This window comes from Paracoccus laeviglucosivorans (assembly GCF_900182695.1).
Taxonomy (GTDB): Bacteria; Pseudomonadota; Alphaproteobacteria; order Rhodobacterales; family Rhodobacteraceae; genus Paracoccus; species Paracoccus laeviglucosivorans.
Genome location: NZ_FXTK01000005.1, coordinates 102,125 through 114,480 on the forward strand (window position 1 = coordinate 102,125; position 12,356 = coordinate 114,480).

At 63.6% G+C, this 12,356-nt stretch carries 13 protein-coding genes; 7 read left to right on the top strand and 6 right to left on the bottom strand.

What is annotated here, in order from left to right; all coding sequences use genetic code 11:
- Nucleotides 1-133 precede the first annotated feature (133 nt).
- The 3 genes from choV to FN835_RS07870 form a co-directional block, all read right to left on the bottom strand.
- Entirely contained in the window at nt 134-1,180 is a 1,047-nt protein-coding gene (gene choV / locus FN835_RS07860) for a choline ABC transporter ATP-binding protein (protein WP_142662667.1), read from the bottom strand.
- Entirely contained in the window at nt 1,173-2,024 is an 852-nt protein-coding gene (gene choW / locus FN835_RS07865) for a choline ABC transporter permease subunit (RefSeq protein WP_142662668.1), read from the bottom strand. Before choW ends, choV begins: the two co-directional genes overlap by 8 nt.
- Nucleotides 2,025-2,184: 160 nt before the next feature.
- Nucleotides 2,185-3,132: a choline ABC transporter substrate-binding protein gene (locus tag FN835_RS07870; protein ID WP_142662669.1), complete on the bottom strand. Its 948-nt coding sequence runs from the start codon at nt 3,130-3,132 to the stop codon at nt 2,185-2,187.
- A gap of 119 nt (nt 3,133-3,251) precedes the next feature.
- Between FN835_RS07870 and betI the strand changes: the two genes are divergently transcribed.
- From betI to betA, 3 genes are all read left to right on the top strand, one after another.
- On the top strand, nt 3,252-3,821 hold the full coding sequence (betI, locus tag FN835_RS07875; RefSeq protein WP_142662670.1) for a choline-binding transcriptional repressor BetI: 570 nt from the start codon (nt 3,252-3,254) through the stop codon (nt 3,819-3,821).
- A complete protein-coding gene (betB, locus tag FN835_RS07880; RefSeq protein ID WP_142662671.1) occupies nt 3,818-5,263 on the top strand; it encodes a betaine-aldehyde dehydrogenase in 1,446 nt (481 codons plus the stop codon). The genes betI and betB overlap by 4 nt, the downstream gene beginning before the upstream one ends.
- Before the next feature lie 81 nt (nt 5,264-5,344).
- Nucleotides 5,345-7,006: a choline dehydrogenase gene (gene betA / locus FN835_RS07885; RefSeq protein WP_142662672.1), complete on the top strand. Its 1,662-nt coding sequence runs from the start codon at nt 5,345-5,347 to the stop codon at nt 7,004-7,006.
- On the opposite strand, the gene FN835_RS07890 is transcribed toward betA, so the two are convergent.
- A complete protein-coding gene (locus FN835_RS07890) occupies nt 7,003-7,527 on the bottom strand; it encodes a YceD family protein (RefSeq protein ID WP_142662673.1) in 525 nt (174 codons plus the stop codon). The genes betA and FN835_RS07890 overlap by 4 nt on opposite strands.
- A 114-nt stretch (nt 7,528-7,641) precedes the next feature.
- On the opposite strand from FN835_RS07890, the gene FN835_RS07895 reads away from it, so the two are divergent.
- On the top strand, nt 7,642-8,100 hold the full coding sequence (locus tag FN835_RS07895; protein ID WP_142662674.1) for an outer membrane protein assembly factor BamE: 459 nt from the start codon (nt 7,642-7,644) through the stop codon (nt 8,098-8,100).
- Nucleotides 8,101-8,144: 44 nt separating this feature from the next.
- On the opposite strand, the gene msrB is transcribed toward FN835_RS07895, so the two are convergent.
- Nucleotides 8,145-8,537 (bottom strand): peptide-methionine (R)-S-oxide reductase MsrB, encoded by a 393-nt coding sequence (gene msrB / locus FN835_RS07900; RefSeq protein WP_142662675.1) that lies wholly within the window; start codon nt 8,535-8,537, stop codon nt 8,145-8,147.
- Nucleotides 8,538-8,643: 106 nt separating this feature from the next.
- Here msrB and FN835_RS07905 point away from each other — a divergent pair, with 106 nt between their 5' ends.
- From FN835_RS07905 to rnd, 3 genes are all read left to right on the top strand, one after another.
- Entirely contained in the window at nt 8,644-9,396 is a 753-nt protein-coding gene (locus tag FN835_RS07905; protein WP_142662676.1) for a GNAT family N-acetyltransferase, read from the top strand.
- A gap of 43 nt (nt 9,397-9,439) precedes the next feature.
- Nucleotides 9,440-10,570: a tRNA guanosine(34) transglycosylase Tgt gene (gene tgt / locus FN835_RS07910; protein ID WP_142662677.1), complete on the top strand. Its 1,131-nt coding sequence runs from the start codon at nt 9,440-9,442 to the stop codon at nt 10,568-10,570.
- A gap of 128 nt (nt 10,571-10,698) precedes the next feature.
- Nucleotides 10,699-11,871 (top strand): ribonuclease D, encoded by a 1,173-nt coding sequence (rnd, locus tag FN835_RS07915; RefSeq protein ID WP_185958625.1) that lies wholly within the window; start codon nt 10,699-10,701, stop codon nt 11,869-11,871.
- On the opposite strand, the gene FN835_RS07920 is transcribed toward rnd, so the two are convergent.
- Nucleotides 11,868-12,353, bottom strand: coding sequence for an MgtC/SapB family protein (locus FN835_RS07920; RefSeq protein WP_142662679.1), 486 nt, complete (start codon nt 12,351-12,353; stop codon nt 11,868-11,870). The genes rnd and FN835_RS07920 overlap by 4 nt on opposite strands.
- Between the last annotated feature and the right edge of the window lie 3 nt (nt 12,354-12,356).

The following is a 12,356-nucleotide window of genomic DNA, read 5'->3' on the forward strand; positions in this document are numbered from 1 at the left end:
GCGATGTTGGTCATCATGACGAAGGCCCTTTCTGCTTCAGGGTTGCAAGAACAAGGCCTTGATAGGCACGGGATGCGATTCGTTGCAACCCACCCCGCAGGATTTTGCGGGGTGGGTCATGGTTTTGGCGCAACTAGTGTTCGACAGCGCCGCCCTTTTTCGCGCCCGGCGCGACAAGGCGTTGCATGATCGAATGACGGGTGACACGCCCGCCGCCCTGCAGGGCCAGCGCCTCGGTTCCGGTATCGGTCAGCATCTGCATGGCGACGCGCACGGGCGTGTCGCGGGCGATGGGATCGCCGGGGGCTTCGCCCGGTTCGGCCATGTCTTCGGCGGTCAGCACGCCCAGCGGATTCATATGGGCCACGAAATCCTCGACATAGGCATCGACGGGGTTTGCGATGATTTCCCGCGCGGTGCCGACCTGCACGATGCGCCCGCCCTCCATCAGGGCGATGCGGTTGCCGATGCGGAACGCCTCGTCCAGATCGTGGCTGACAAAGACGATGCTGCGTTGGAAGCGTTGCTGCAGTTCCAGCAATTCGTCCTGCAACCGGGTGCGGATCAGCGGGTCCAGCGCGCTGAAGGGTTCGTCCATCAGAAGGATCGGCGCCTCGGTCGCGAAGGCGCGGGCCAGACCCACGCGCTGCTGCATCCCGCCGGACAGATCCCCCACCTTGCGGTCGGCCCATTCGGTCAGGCCCACCGTCGAAAGCTGCGCCTCGACCCGCTTGTGGCGTTCCGATTGCGGCAGGCCGGCAAGCTCAAGCCCCAGTCCGACATTTTCGCGGACCGAGCGCCACGGCAGCAGGCCGAATTGCTGAAACACCATCGCGACATGGTGCCGCCGCAGCCGCCGCAATTCGGCACCCCGCGCCTTGGTGACCGAGGCCATCTGCTTGCCGTCCCAGATCCGCACATCGCCGCGGCAGACCTGATTGAGCCCGTTCACCGCACGCAGCAGCGTGGATTTGCCCGAGCCGGACAGGCCCATCAGGACCAGAATCTCGCCCTCGCGCACGTTCAGGCTGCAATTGTGGACGCCAAGGACCTGGCCGGTTTCGGACTTGATCGGGCCGCGCGCCAGACCCTGATCCATCAGGGGCAGGGCGGCCTGGGGATTGTCGCCAAAGACGATGTTGACGTTGTCGAATTCGACCGCGTTGCGATGTTCAGTCATTGTTTTTCCCCACGCGCAGCATCCGGTCCAGCATGATCGCGACGATCACGATGATGAACCCGCTTTCGAAACCCAGCGCCGTGTTCACGCTGTTCAGCGCGCGCACGACCGGCACGCCAAGGCCCGATGCGCCGACCAGCGCCGCGATGACGACCATGGACAAGGACAGCATGATGGTCTGGTTCAGGCCCGCCATGATCTGCGGCAGCGCGCTGGGAAGTTCGACCTTCCACAGCAATTGGCGCGGTGTCGCACCAAAGGCCACCGCGGCCTCGACCAGCGATTTGGGGGTCGAGCTGATGCCCAGATGCGTCAGGCGGATCGGGGCGGGCAGGACGAAGATCACCGTGGCGATCAGGCCGGGCACCATGCCGATGCCGAAGAACACGATGGCCGGGATCAGATAGACGAAGGTGGGCAGCGTCTGCATCAGGTCCAGCACCGGGCGCAGCCACGCGTAAAGCTTGGGCCGGTGGGCGCAGGCGATGCCGATGGGCACGCCGATCGCCATGCACACGACGCAGGCCGAAAGCACCAGCGTCAGCGATTGCATCATCGGTTCCCAATAGCCCTGATTCAGCACGAACAGGAAACCCAGCGCCACCAGCAGGCAGGTTTTCCAGCTGCGCTGCAACGCCCATGTCAGCGCGACCATCAGCAGGGTGAAGATCAGCGGATGCGGGAATTCCAGCAGCCAAAGGATGCCACCGATCAGCGAATCCATGGCCTTGGATATGGCGTTGAAGATAAATGCCGCATTGGCGTTCAGCCAGTCGAAGATCGCTTTGGCAGTCTTGCCGACGGGGATCTTGGTCCCGGTCAAAAGGTCGGTCAGTTGGTCCATGCGTCTCTTTCTTTCTGCCGGTCGGGATTTCGCGCCGAGCCTGCGTCATGCCCCGCAGGGGCGGTCAGGCAAGGGGGACGTGCCCCGGCAAGGGTAGATGAAATCGCCCCGAAGGACATTGGAGACAGAGGGGCGAGACCGGCGCCTCGCCCACCAACGCTTATTGCAGCGCCTCGTTCAGCGCAGCCACGGCATCGCCGCCGTCGAAGGTCGTCACACCGTCCAGCCAGGGCTTGGCGGCATCGGGATTGGCTTTCAGCCAAGTTTCGGCAGCAGTCGCCGGGTCCGAGCCGTCGTTGAGGATCAAGCCCATCACGTCGTTTTCCATCGGCAACGTAAATTCTAGGTTCGACAGGAATTTTCCGACGTTCGGGCATTCGGCTGCATAACCCGCACGAACGTTGGTATCCACCCTTGCGCCGCCAAAATCCGGGCCAAACACGTCATCGCCGCCAGCAAGATAGGTCATCTTGAACTGATTGTTCATCGGATGCGGTGCCCAGCCAAGAAAAACCACCGGCTGATCCGCACCGTCGGCGCGGGCCACCTGAGCCAGCATCCCCTGTTCGCTGCTTTCGACGATTTCGAAGGTGCCAAGGTCGAACTTGTTGTCCGTCACCATCTCAAGCAGCAGGCGGTTGCCGTCATTGCCCGGCTCGATCCCGTAGATCTTGCCGTCGAGCTGGTCCTTATGCGCTGCGATCTTGCCGAAATCGTCGATGCCCAGCTTGGCGCCCGCCTCGTTCGTGGCAAGGGTGTATTTCGCACCGGTCAGGTTGGTGCGCAGCACCTCGACCGTGCCGCTGTCGCGATAGGGTTTCAGGTCGTTTTCCTGACTGGGCATCCAGTTGCCCAGAAACACGTCCACGTCATTCTTGGCCATCGCCGTATAGGTGACGGGCAGGGACAGGATCTTCGTTTCGGTCTTGTAGCCCAAGGCCGTCAGCACGGTCGATGCCAGCGCCGTGGTCGAAGAGATGTCGGTCCAGCCGACATCCGAGAACACGACATCACGGCACGCTGCCGGCTCTTGGGCCAGCGCCGTTCCTGTTCCGGCAGCCAAGGTAGCCAGACCGGCAAGGAATGCGGCGGTGCGGCGAAATGTCATTTGTATCTCCCTGTTTTATTGACTGTTGCCCGATTAAGGCTTTTATTGATTGACGAGTCAATCAAAAGACGGTTAGCGCTGGGTTTCCTTCGCATATTCAACAGGTCCGGTCCCCTTCGATGCCAAAACTAGGTGCAGAACCTATCCGAAAGGCAGCATTAATCAACGCTACCATAGCGACGGTGGGCCGTGCGGGGTCATTGGACGTGACCGTGGCCCAGATCGCGCGTGAGGCGGGGATGTCCACAGCTTTGGCGCATCACTATTTCGGATCGAAAGAACGAATCTTTCTTGCCGCAATGCGGCACATTCTGACCCAATACCGACAAACGAACCTTGATGCGTTGCATGGCGCTCAAGGATCGCGCGCGCGGCTTTACGCCATCATCCATGCCAGTTTCGGCGGCGCGAACTTTGAGCGTGAAACCATCGCGGCGTGGCTGAATTTCTACGCACTCGCGCTGGTCGATCCCGAGGCGGCGCGGCTTTTGCGCGTCTATCATCGGCGGCTGCATTCGAACCTGATGGCCGTGCTGCGCCCCTTGGTGGGTGCCGAGGCGGCCAATACCGCCCGGACGCTGGGCGCGTTGATAGATGGCGTTTACCTGCGCGCGGCATTGTCGGATGCGCCCGACGCCGAAGCCGCCGAACGCCTGACATTGGATTATCTTGAAAAGGTCCTGCCATGAGCCACTCCGCCCAACCCACAGCCAGCCTTTACATCGACGGTCGCCCGGTCGAGGGGCAGGGCGCGGCGCTGCCCGTGCATTACCCCTATACCGGCGAAGTCATCGCGACCCTGCATGAGGCGACCGGGGCGCAGGTGGCCGCTGCCACCGCCGCCGCCGCAAAGGCGCAACCGGCATGGGCCGCGCTGCGTCCGGTCGAACGCGGTCGTATCCTGATGCGCGCCGCCATGCTGATCCGCGAGCGTGGCGAGGAACTGGCCCGGCTTGAGACATTGGACACCGGCAAGCCCATTCAGGAAACGCGGGTGGCAGACTGGCCTTCGGGCGCGGATGCGCTGGAATATTTCGCAGGGCTGGCCGCGACGATCACCGGGCAGACGATCCCCCTGGGCGGCGATTTCGTCTATACGATCCGCGAAGCTCTGGGCGTCTGTGCGGGCATCGGCGCATGGAACTATCCAAGCCAGATCGCCTGCTGGAAGGCCGCGCCCGCGCTGGTCATGGGCAATGCCATGGTCTTCAAACCCAGCGAGGAGACGCCGCTGGGCGCGTTGAAGCTGGCCGAGATATTCACCGAGGCCGGGTTGCCTGCAGGCATCTTCAACGTCGTGCAGGGGCGCGGGGCAGTAGGTGCGGCGCTGGTTACCGATCCGCGCGTGGCCAAGGTATCGCTGACCGGCTCGGTCAGCACCGGGCAAAAGGTCTATGCCGCCGCCGCCGAAGGGATGCGCCATGTCACGATGGAACTGGGTGGCAAGTCGCCGCTGATCGTCTTCGACGATGCCAGCCTTGAGGATGCGATCGGCGCAGCGATGCTGGCGAATTTCTATTCCTCGGGCCAGATCTGTTCGAACGGCACGCGCGTCTTTGTGCAGGACGGCATCCTGCCGCGTTTCCTTGAGCGGTTGGCCGAGCGGTTGGCTGGCGTGAAGATCGGCGATCCGCTGGACGATGACACCCAGCACGGCCCCATCGTCAGCCCGGCGCAGCTGGCAAAAATTCGCGCGGCCATCGAACGCGGACAGGCCGAAGGTGCGCGGCTGGTCTGCGGCGGAGTGGGCGAAGGGGCCTTCGTGCCGCCGACCGTCTTTGCCGATGCGGGTGACGACATGTTCATTGCGCGTGAAGAAATCTTCGGTCCGGTGATGACGGTGCTGCGCTTTGCGACCGAGGAGGAGGCCGTGACCCGCGCCAACGCCACGCCTTACGGTCTGGCGGCAGGGGTGTTCACCCGTGATCTGGCCCGCGGCCACCGCGTCGCTGCGGCGCTGGAGGCGGGGACGACCTGGATCAACGCCTATAACCTGACGCCGGTCGAAGCTCCCTTTGGCGGCAGTAAATTGTCGGGTGTCGGGCGCGAGAATTCGGCCGCAGCCATCGAGCATTATTCGCAGCTGAAATCGGTCTATGTCGGCATGGGGGGCGTCGATGCGCCTTACTGAGCGCCGCCCCGCCTGTGGCGCGGTCGGCATGGGTATTTGGAGAACTGAGAAATCCGCAGGTGCGGAGCAGGGGAGGCAGGCATGATCCCGGATTATGTGATCGTCGGCGCAGGCTCGGCAGGCTGCGCCTTGGCTTACCGGCTGGTCAAGGCGGGCAAGCGCGTCGATATTATCGAATATGGCGGAACCGATGCGGGGCCGTTCATCCAGATGCCCGCCGCGCTGTCCTATCCCATGAACATGCGCCGCTATGACTGGGGGTTTTCTTCGGTCCCCGAGGCGCATCTGGGTGGCCGCAAGCTTGTCACGCCGCGCGGCAAGGTCGTGGGCGGCTCATCCTCGATCAACGGGATGGTCTTTGTGCGCGGCCACGCCAAGGATTACGAATATTGGGCCGAAAGCGGTGCAACCGGCTGGGGCTATGCCGATGTGCTGCCCTATTTCAAGCGGATGGAAACCTCGCATAGTGCGGTCAGCGATTATCGCGGGTCCGAAGGGCCGCTGCATGTGACGCGGGGGTCGCGCAAGAATCCGTTGTTCGACGCCTTTATCAGGGCGGGGCGGCAGGCGGGCTATCCCACGACCGAGGATTACAATGGCGCGCGTCAGGAAGGTTTCGGCGCGATGGAGGCGACGATCTGGGAAGGTCGCCGCTGGTCCGCGGCCAACGCCTATTTGCGCCCGGCGCAGGAAACCGGGCTGCTGCGTTTGCGGCGCGGTCTGGCGCAGCGCGTTGTGTTCGAGGATGGCCGCGCGGTGGGCGTCGAGGTGCGCAACAATCGCGGCGTCACGGTGTTCCGCGCCAGCCAGGAGGTCATCCTGTCAGCCAGTTCGATCAATACGCCCAAGTTGCTGATGCTGTCGGGCATCGGTCCGGCGGATCATCTGGCCGAGCATGGGATCGAGGTCCGGGCGGATCGCCCCGGCGTGGGCGCAAATCTGCAGGACCATCTTGAGGTCTATATGCAGTTCACCGCGACCAAGCCCATCACGCTTTACAAGCATTGGAACCTGTGGGGCAAAGGCTCGATCGGGGCGCAATGGCTGGCGACGGGGACGGGTCTTGGCGCGTCGAACCAGTTCGAAAGCTGCGGCTTCATCCGGTCGCGGGCGGGCGTCGAGTATCCCGACATCCAATATCACTTCCTGCCTTTGGCCGTGCGCTATGACGGCAAGGCGGCAGCCGAAGGGCATGGCTTCCAGGTCCATGTCGGGCCGATGCGCTCGAAATCGCGGGGCACGGTGCGGCTGACCTCGGCCGATCCGACCGCAGCCCCGGAAATCCGCTTTAACTATATGTCCCATCCCGACGACTGGGCGGAATTCCGCGCCTGCGTCCGACTGACGCGCGAGATTTTCGACCAGCCGGCATTTGCGGAATACAAGGGGCACGAGATACAGCCGGGCGAAGGTGTCACCAGCGATGCCGAGATCGATGCCTTTATCCGCGAACATGCCGAATCGGCATTCCATCCCTGCGGCACGGCGCGGGTGGGGCGTGCGGACGATCCGATGGCGGTGGTCGATCCCGAATTGCGGGTGATCGGGGTCGAGGGGCTGCGGGTGGCCGACAGCTCGGTCTTTCCGCGCATCACCAACGGCAACCTGAATGCGCCGTCCATCATGACCGGCGAAAAGGCCGCCGATCACGTGCTGGGGCAGGGGATGCTGGCGCCGCTGAACCTTGGTCCCGTGATGGACACCCATTGGGAAGATGAGCAGCGCCCGAACGCGACGGCCTAGTTCCTGGGCTGTTTCAGCAGATCAGCAAGCCCGGCGAAAGGCTTGCGGGTCTCGCCTTCGTCCTCGGCATCCTCGGGGGTGTCCAGTTCGGCACCTTCGGCGCGGGGATAAAGCGGCAGGGCAAGAGTCAGCGCCTCGATCATGATGGCGTCTACGTCGATGAACTGGCCCAGCGGCTCCAGTTCTTCATCACCCATCTCCACGTCATCGCCCGATGGCGTGGCGGTATGGGGCGAAAAGACGCGATGCACGGATTCGCTGATCGCGGTCTTGACCGGGGCCAGCGTCACCACGCAGGGTTGCACGACCTTGGCGGAAAGCTGGCCGATCACTTCCCATGCTTCGCTGGGTGCAGGCCGGATTTCGCCGGTAAAACGCAGCGAGGACAGGGCCGAGATGCCAAGTTCTGCTGCAATTGCGGCGCGGGCCTCGGCATCGGGGGCCAAAGTGAAGGCGGTTGGCTGGCGCGGATTAAGCTGGGCCACGCGGTAGCGGCTCTGCGGCTGCGAGGGTTGCGACATTTTGCTGGCCTTTCCGTGATATGACGCCGGCTTGGGATATTCTTGAGCGCGGGGCGCGAGTTTGCTAAGTCGGTCCCGCGGCGTCAACAGCCGCGACAAGAAACAGGTGGCAAGATGAAGATTTCCAGGCGGCAGATCATGGCTCTCGTGTTGACCGTGCCGATGGCGCTTGCTGCCTGTCAGGCCACCTATCGCAACCACGGCTATGTGCCGCCGGAGCATGAGCTTTCGCAGGTTGTCGTGGGCCAGACCCGGCAGGACCAGCTGGAAGGGATGATTGGTCGTCCCAGCGCGCAGGGGCTGCTGACCGGCTCGGCCTGGTATTACGTCGGGTCGCGCTGGGAAACCTTCGGGGCCCGCCCCCCGCGCGAGGTTGACCGGCAGGTGCTGGCCATCAGCTTCAACGAAGGCGGCACGGTGTCGAATGTCGAACGCTTTGGGCAGGAACGCGGCCAAGTCGTCGTGCTGTCGCGCCGCGTGACCGATACGGGCGTGTCCGGCAGTGGCCTGATCCGGCAGCTGATGGGCAATGTGGGCCGCGTCTCGGCCGGGCAATTGCTGGATCAGCAATAAGAAAAGCGCCCCGTGGGGCGCTTTTTTCGTAACAGGCGGGCGGTTCAGGCGGCGTCGGACACGAAGCGCAGCGCCACCCCGTTGATGCAATAGCGCAGGCCCGTGGGCGGTGGTCCGTCCGGGAAGACGTGGCCCAGATGCGCGTCGCAGCGGTGGCAGCGCACCTCGGTGCGGATCATGCCGTGGGTGATGTCGCGATGTTCGTCGATCGCGCCGCCGGGCTTGGAAAAGCTGGGCCAGCCGCAATGGCTTTCAAACTTGGCATCGCCGTCAAACAGCCGCGCACCGCAGCAGACGCATTCGTAATGCCCCGGTCCCTTGGGAAAGCCCGGATGCGAAAACGGACGCTCGGTCCCGGCCTGGCGCGTGACGCGATAGGTTTCGTCGTCCAGTTCAGCCCGCCATTCGGCATCGGATTTCGTGATGCGGTCAGTCATCTTGGCCCTTCATTTGTTTGCGCTGCTGTTACAAGATAGGTGCAGGGAGGACAGGAACAAGGCGGGCGCGTTCGCCCCCGTCTTCCGGGGATTGGGCAGGAGTGCCATGATGGCATTGCACAAAGGCCGCTACGAAGTCCGCACCGCCGAAAACGCAGCGGAAATCCTAGAAGCACAGCGTTTGCGCTGGTTATGTTTCATTGGCAAGCGCGCCATGTCGGACATGCCCGAGGCGGTGGATGCCGACGATTACGACGACCGATGCACGCATGTGTTGATTCGCGAATCATCGGGACAACTTATCGCGTGTTTTCGGATGCTGACGCTTTCGGGCGGTCACGAGATCGGCGACAGCTATTCCGCGCGCTATTACAATCTGTCCCGCCTGCGCGAATTCGACGGCAAGATGGTCGAGATCGGGCGTTTCTGCATCCATCCCGAATGGCACGATCCCGACATCCTGCGCCTGGCATGGGGTGCGCTGGCCCGTCATGTCGATCAGGAACAGGTGGAAATGCTGTTCGGCTGCTCAAGCTTCATGGGCACGGATACGCAGGGCTATGAAGATACCTTTGCCATGTTGCGCGAACGGCACCTGGCGCCTAAGCGTTGGCTGCCGCGCGTCAAGGCGCCCAAGGTGTTCCGCTTTGCCCGTGCGCTGCGGCTGCGCAAGCCCGATCCGCGCGCTGCTATGGCAGGGATGCCGCCTTTGCTGCGGTCCTATCTGGCGATGGGTGGTTGGGTCAGCGATCATGCGGTGGTCGATAGCCAGTTGAACACGCTGCATGTCTTCACCGGGCTGGAGATTCGCGCGATTCCGCCCGCGCGGGCAAAACTGCTTCGCGCAGCAGGGGCGTAAGCGGGCCTTCCATCGCGGGTCCAAAGCGCATATCTGCGCGGGCATGACCCAGAGATTCGCATTTTCCGTATCGGCCACCGATGGCCGCGCCCGCACCGGCGCGATCCAGACCCCTCGGGGCGAGATCCGCACACCCGCATTCATGCCTGTGGGCACGGCGGCGACCGTCAAGGCGATGTTGCCGGAATCGGTGCGCGCCACCGGGGCCGATATTCTGCTGGGCAATACCTATCACCTGATGCTGCGTCCGGGGGCCGAGCGCGTGGCGCGGCTGGGCGGCCTGCACAAATTCATGAACTGGGAACGCCCCATCCTGACCGATTCGGGCGGATTTCAGGTCATGTCGCTTGCGGGCCTGCGCAAACTGACCGAGGAAGGCGTGACCTTTGCCAGCCATGTGGACGGCTCAAAGCACTTCCTGTCGCCCGAAACCAGCATGGAAATTCAGCGCCTGCTGGGCAGCGACATCGTCATGGCCTTTGACGAATGTCCCGCACTGCCCGCAACGGATGCCGAGGTTGCGGCATCCATGCGCATGTCGATGCGTTGGGCGCAACGCTCGCGCGACGCCTTTGGCGACCGGCCCGGCCATGCGCTTTTCGGCATCATGCAGGGTGGCGTCACGCCCGAACTGCGCGAGGAATCGGCGACCGCGCTGAAAGCCATCGGTTTCGAAGGCTACGCCATCGGCGGGCTGGCGGTGGGTGAGGGGCAGGACGCGATGTTCGGCGTGCTGGACTATGCGCCCGGCTTCCTGCCCGAAGACAAGCCGCGCTACCTGATGGGCGTGGGCAAGCCCGACGACATCGTGGGCGCGGTCGTACGCGGCGTTGACATGATGGATTGCGTGCTGCCGTCGCGTTCGGGCCGGACGGGTCAGGCATGGACACGGCGTGGTCAGGTCAACATCAAGAACGCGCGTCATGCCGATGACCCGCGCCCCTTGGACGCCGACTGCACCTGTCCCGCATGCACCGGCTATAGCCGCGCCTATTTGCACCATGTCTTCCGTTCGGGCGAAATGATTTCGGGGATGCTGCTGACCTGGCACAACCTGCACTATTTTCAGGAACTGATGGCGGGCCTGCGCGACGCGATCGCCAACGGGCGTCTTGCGGCGTTTGTCACCGAATTCGAGGCAATGCGGGCACAGGGCGACATCGATCCGCTGTAGGTCGTGACGTAGCGCCTTGATTTTTAGGAAAGACTGCCGCATGGCCGGAATATAGATTCGGCGGACGCCCCGCCCATGCCTGAAAGAGCCCCATGCCAGCCCAACCGACGACCGCCAAGCACGACGAAATCCGCACGATCACGACGACTGCAGAACTGGCCGAATTCTGCGAACTGGCCAAGGCCCAGCCTTATGTGACGCTGGACACCGAATTCCTGCGGGAACGGACCTATTACTCCAAATTGTGTCTGATTCAGGCGGCGCTTCCGCCCGCCTCTGGCACCAAGGCCGATGGCGGGACCGCTGTGCTGATCGACCCGCTGCTGGGCAATCTGTCGCTTGAGCCGCTTTACGACCTGTTCCGCCACAAGGCGACGGTCAAGGTTTTCCATGCAGCCCGTCAGGATCTGGAAATCTTTTTCCACGATGCAGGCGTGCTGCCCGATCCGCTGTTCGATACCCAGATTGCCGCGATGGTCTGCGGTTTCGGCGAACAGGTGGGTTATGAGACGCTGGTGAAAAAGATCGCGCGTCAGCCCTTGGACAAATCCTCGCGCTTTACCGACTGGTCGCACCGCCCGCTGTCCGAGGCGCAGGCAAGCTATGCGCTGGCCGATGTGACGCATCTGCGCGCGATCTATGAATTCCTTGCGGCGCAGCTGGACAAGACCGGGCGCGCGCCGTGGCTTCAGGAAGAAGTGGCGGTGCTGCTGAACCCCGAAACCTATATCACCCGCCCCGAAGAGGCTTGGGAACGTGTGCGCACCCGCTCGGGCTCGCCGCGTTTTCTGGCGGTGGTGCGGGAACTGGCCCGCTTCCGCGAAAACTATGCGCAGGAACGCGACATTCCCCGTGCCCGCGTCTTCAAGGACGATGCGCTGATCGAGCTTGCCTCGACCAAACCGCTGTCCGAGGCCGATCTGGGCAAATCCCGCCTGCTGCTGCGCGACGCGCGGCGCGGAGAGATTGCGAACGGTATCCTTGCCGCGGTCAAGGCTGGTCTGGAAACCAAGGATCTGCCCAAGCCCGCCCCCGAAGAACCGGGCCGCCCCGGCAATGCCGCGCTGGCCGAATTGCTGCGCGTGCTGCTGAAAGCCAAATCGGATGAGGCAGGGGTTGCGCCCCGCCTGATCGCTTCGGCTGCCGATCTGGATGCGATTGCGTCGGGCGCGCGCGACCTGCCCGCGCTGTCGGGCTGGCGTTCCGAGGTGTTCGGTCAGGACGCGCTGCGTCTTGCCGCCGGAGAGATTGCGCTTTCCGCGCAGGGTGGTGCGGTCAAGGTCGTGACCGTTCCGCGCTAATCTTCGTCGCGCAGGACAGGGCTGATCAGCTGCCGGACCACGAACAGCACGGCGATGGCGAGCAGGGTGACCATGATCGCCAGCCAAAGATCGCCCGTGCCGCAGCACAGCCCGATCGCGCCGCATAGCCACATGGATGCGCCGGTGGTGACGCCACGCACATCGCCGCCCCGCGTGATGATCGACCCGGCGGCCAGAAAGGCCACGCCTGCCGTCACCGCCTCGATCAGCCGGAACGGATCGGTGCGCTGTTCGCCGGGATGGGTTCTAAACGCCTCGGCCAATTCCATCGCGACCAGCGTGAAACAGGCAGCCGCCAGCGAGATCAGCATATGGGTGCGCAGCCCGGCCTGACGGTGCTTTGCCTCACGCTCCCAGCCGATCACGCCGCCCAGCAGCAGAGCCATGACCAGTCGAAGGGTCACGACCGGCAGCGGCAGGCTCATCGGGCGTTGGAATTCCGCAAGCAGTTGATCGAGCATGTC

Excerpts from the sequence above, each read along its gene's own strand:
- choV (WP_142662667.1), bottom strand. The coding sequence starts at position 1,180 with ATGACTGAACATCGCAACGCGGTCGAATTCGACAACGTCAACATCGTC.
- choW (WP_142662668.1), bottom strand. The coding sequence starts at position 2,024 with ATGGACCAACTGACCGACCTTTTGACCGGGACCAAGATCCCCGTCGGC.
- FN835_RS07870 (WP_142662669.1), bottom strand. The coding sequence starts at position 3,132 with ATGACATTTCGCCGCACCGCCGCATTCCTTGCCGGTCTGGCTACCTTG.
- betI (WP_142662670.1), top strand. The coding sequence starts at position 3,252 with ATGCCAAAACTAGGTGCAGAACCTATCCGAAAGGCAGCATTAATCAAC.
- betB (WP_142662671.1), top strand. The coding sequence starts at position 3,818 with ATGAGCCACTCCGCCCAACCCACAGCCAGCCTTTACATCGACGGTCGC.
- betA (WP_142662672.1), top strand. The coding sequence starts at position 5,345 with ATGATCCCGGATTATGTGATCGTCGGCGCAGGCTCGGCAGGCTGCGCC.
- FN835_RS07890 (WP_142662673.1), bottom strand. The coding sequence starts at position 7,527 with ATGTCGCAACCCTCGCAGCCGCAGAGCCGCTACCGCGTGGCCCAGCTT.
- FN835_RS07895 (WP_142662674.1), top strand. The coding sequence starts at position 7,642 with ATGAAGATTTCCAGGCGGCAGATCATGGCTCTCGTGTTGACCGTGCCG.
- msrB (WP_142662675.1), bottom strand. The coding sequence starts at position 8,537 with ATGACTGACCGCATCACGAAATCCGATGCCGAATGGCGGGCTGAACTG.
- FN835_RS07905 (WP_142662676.1), top strand. The coding sequence starts at position 8,644 with ATGATGGCATTGCACAAAGGCCGCTACGAAGTCCGCACCGCCGAAAAC.
- tgt (WP_142662677.1), top strand. The coding sequence starts at position 9,440 with ATGACCCAGAGATTCGCATTTTCCGTATCGGCCACCGATGGCCGCGCC.
- FN835_RS07920 (WP_142662679.1), bottom strand. The coding sequence starts at position 12,353 with ATGCTCGATCAACTGCTTGCGGAATTCCAACGCCCGATGAGCCTGCCG.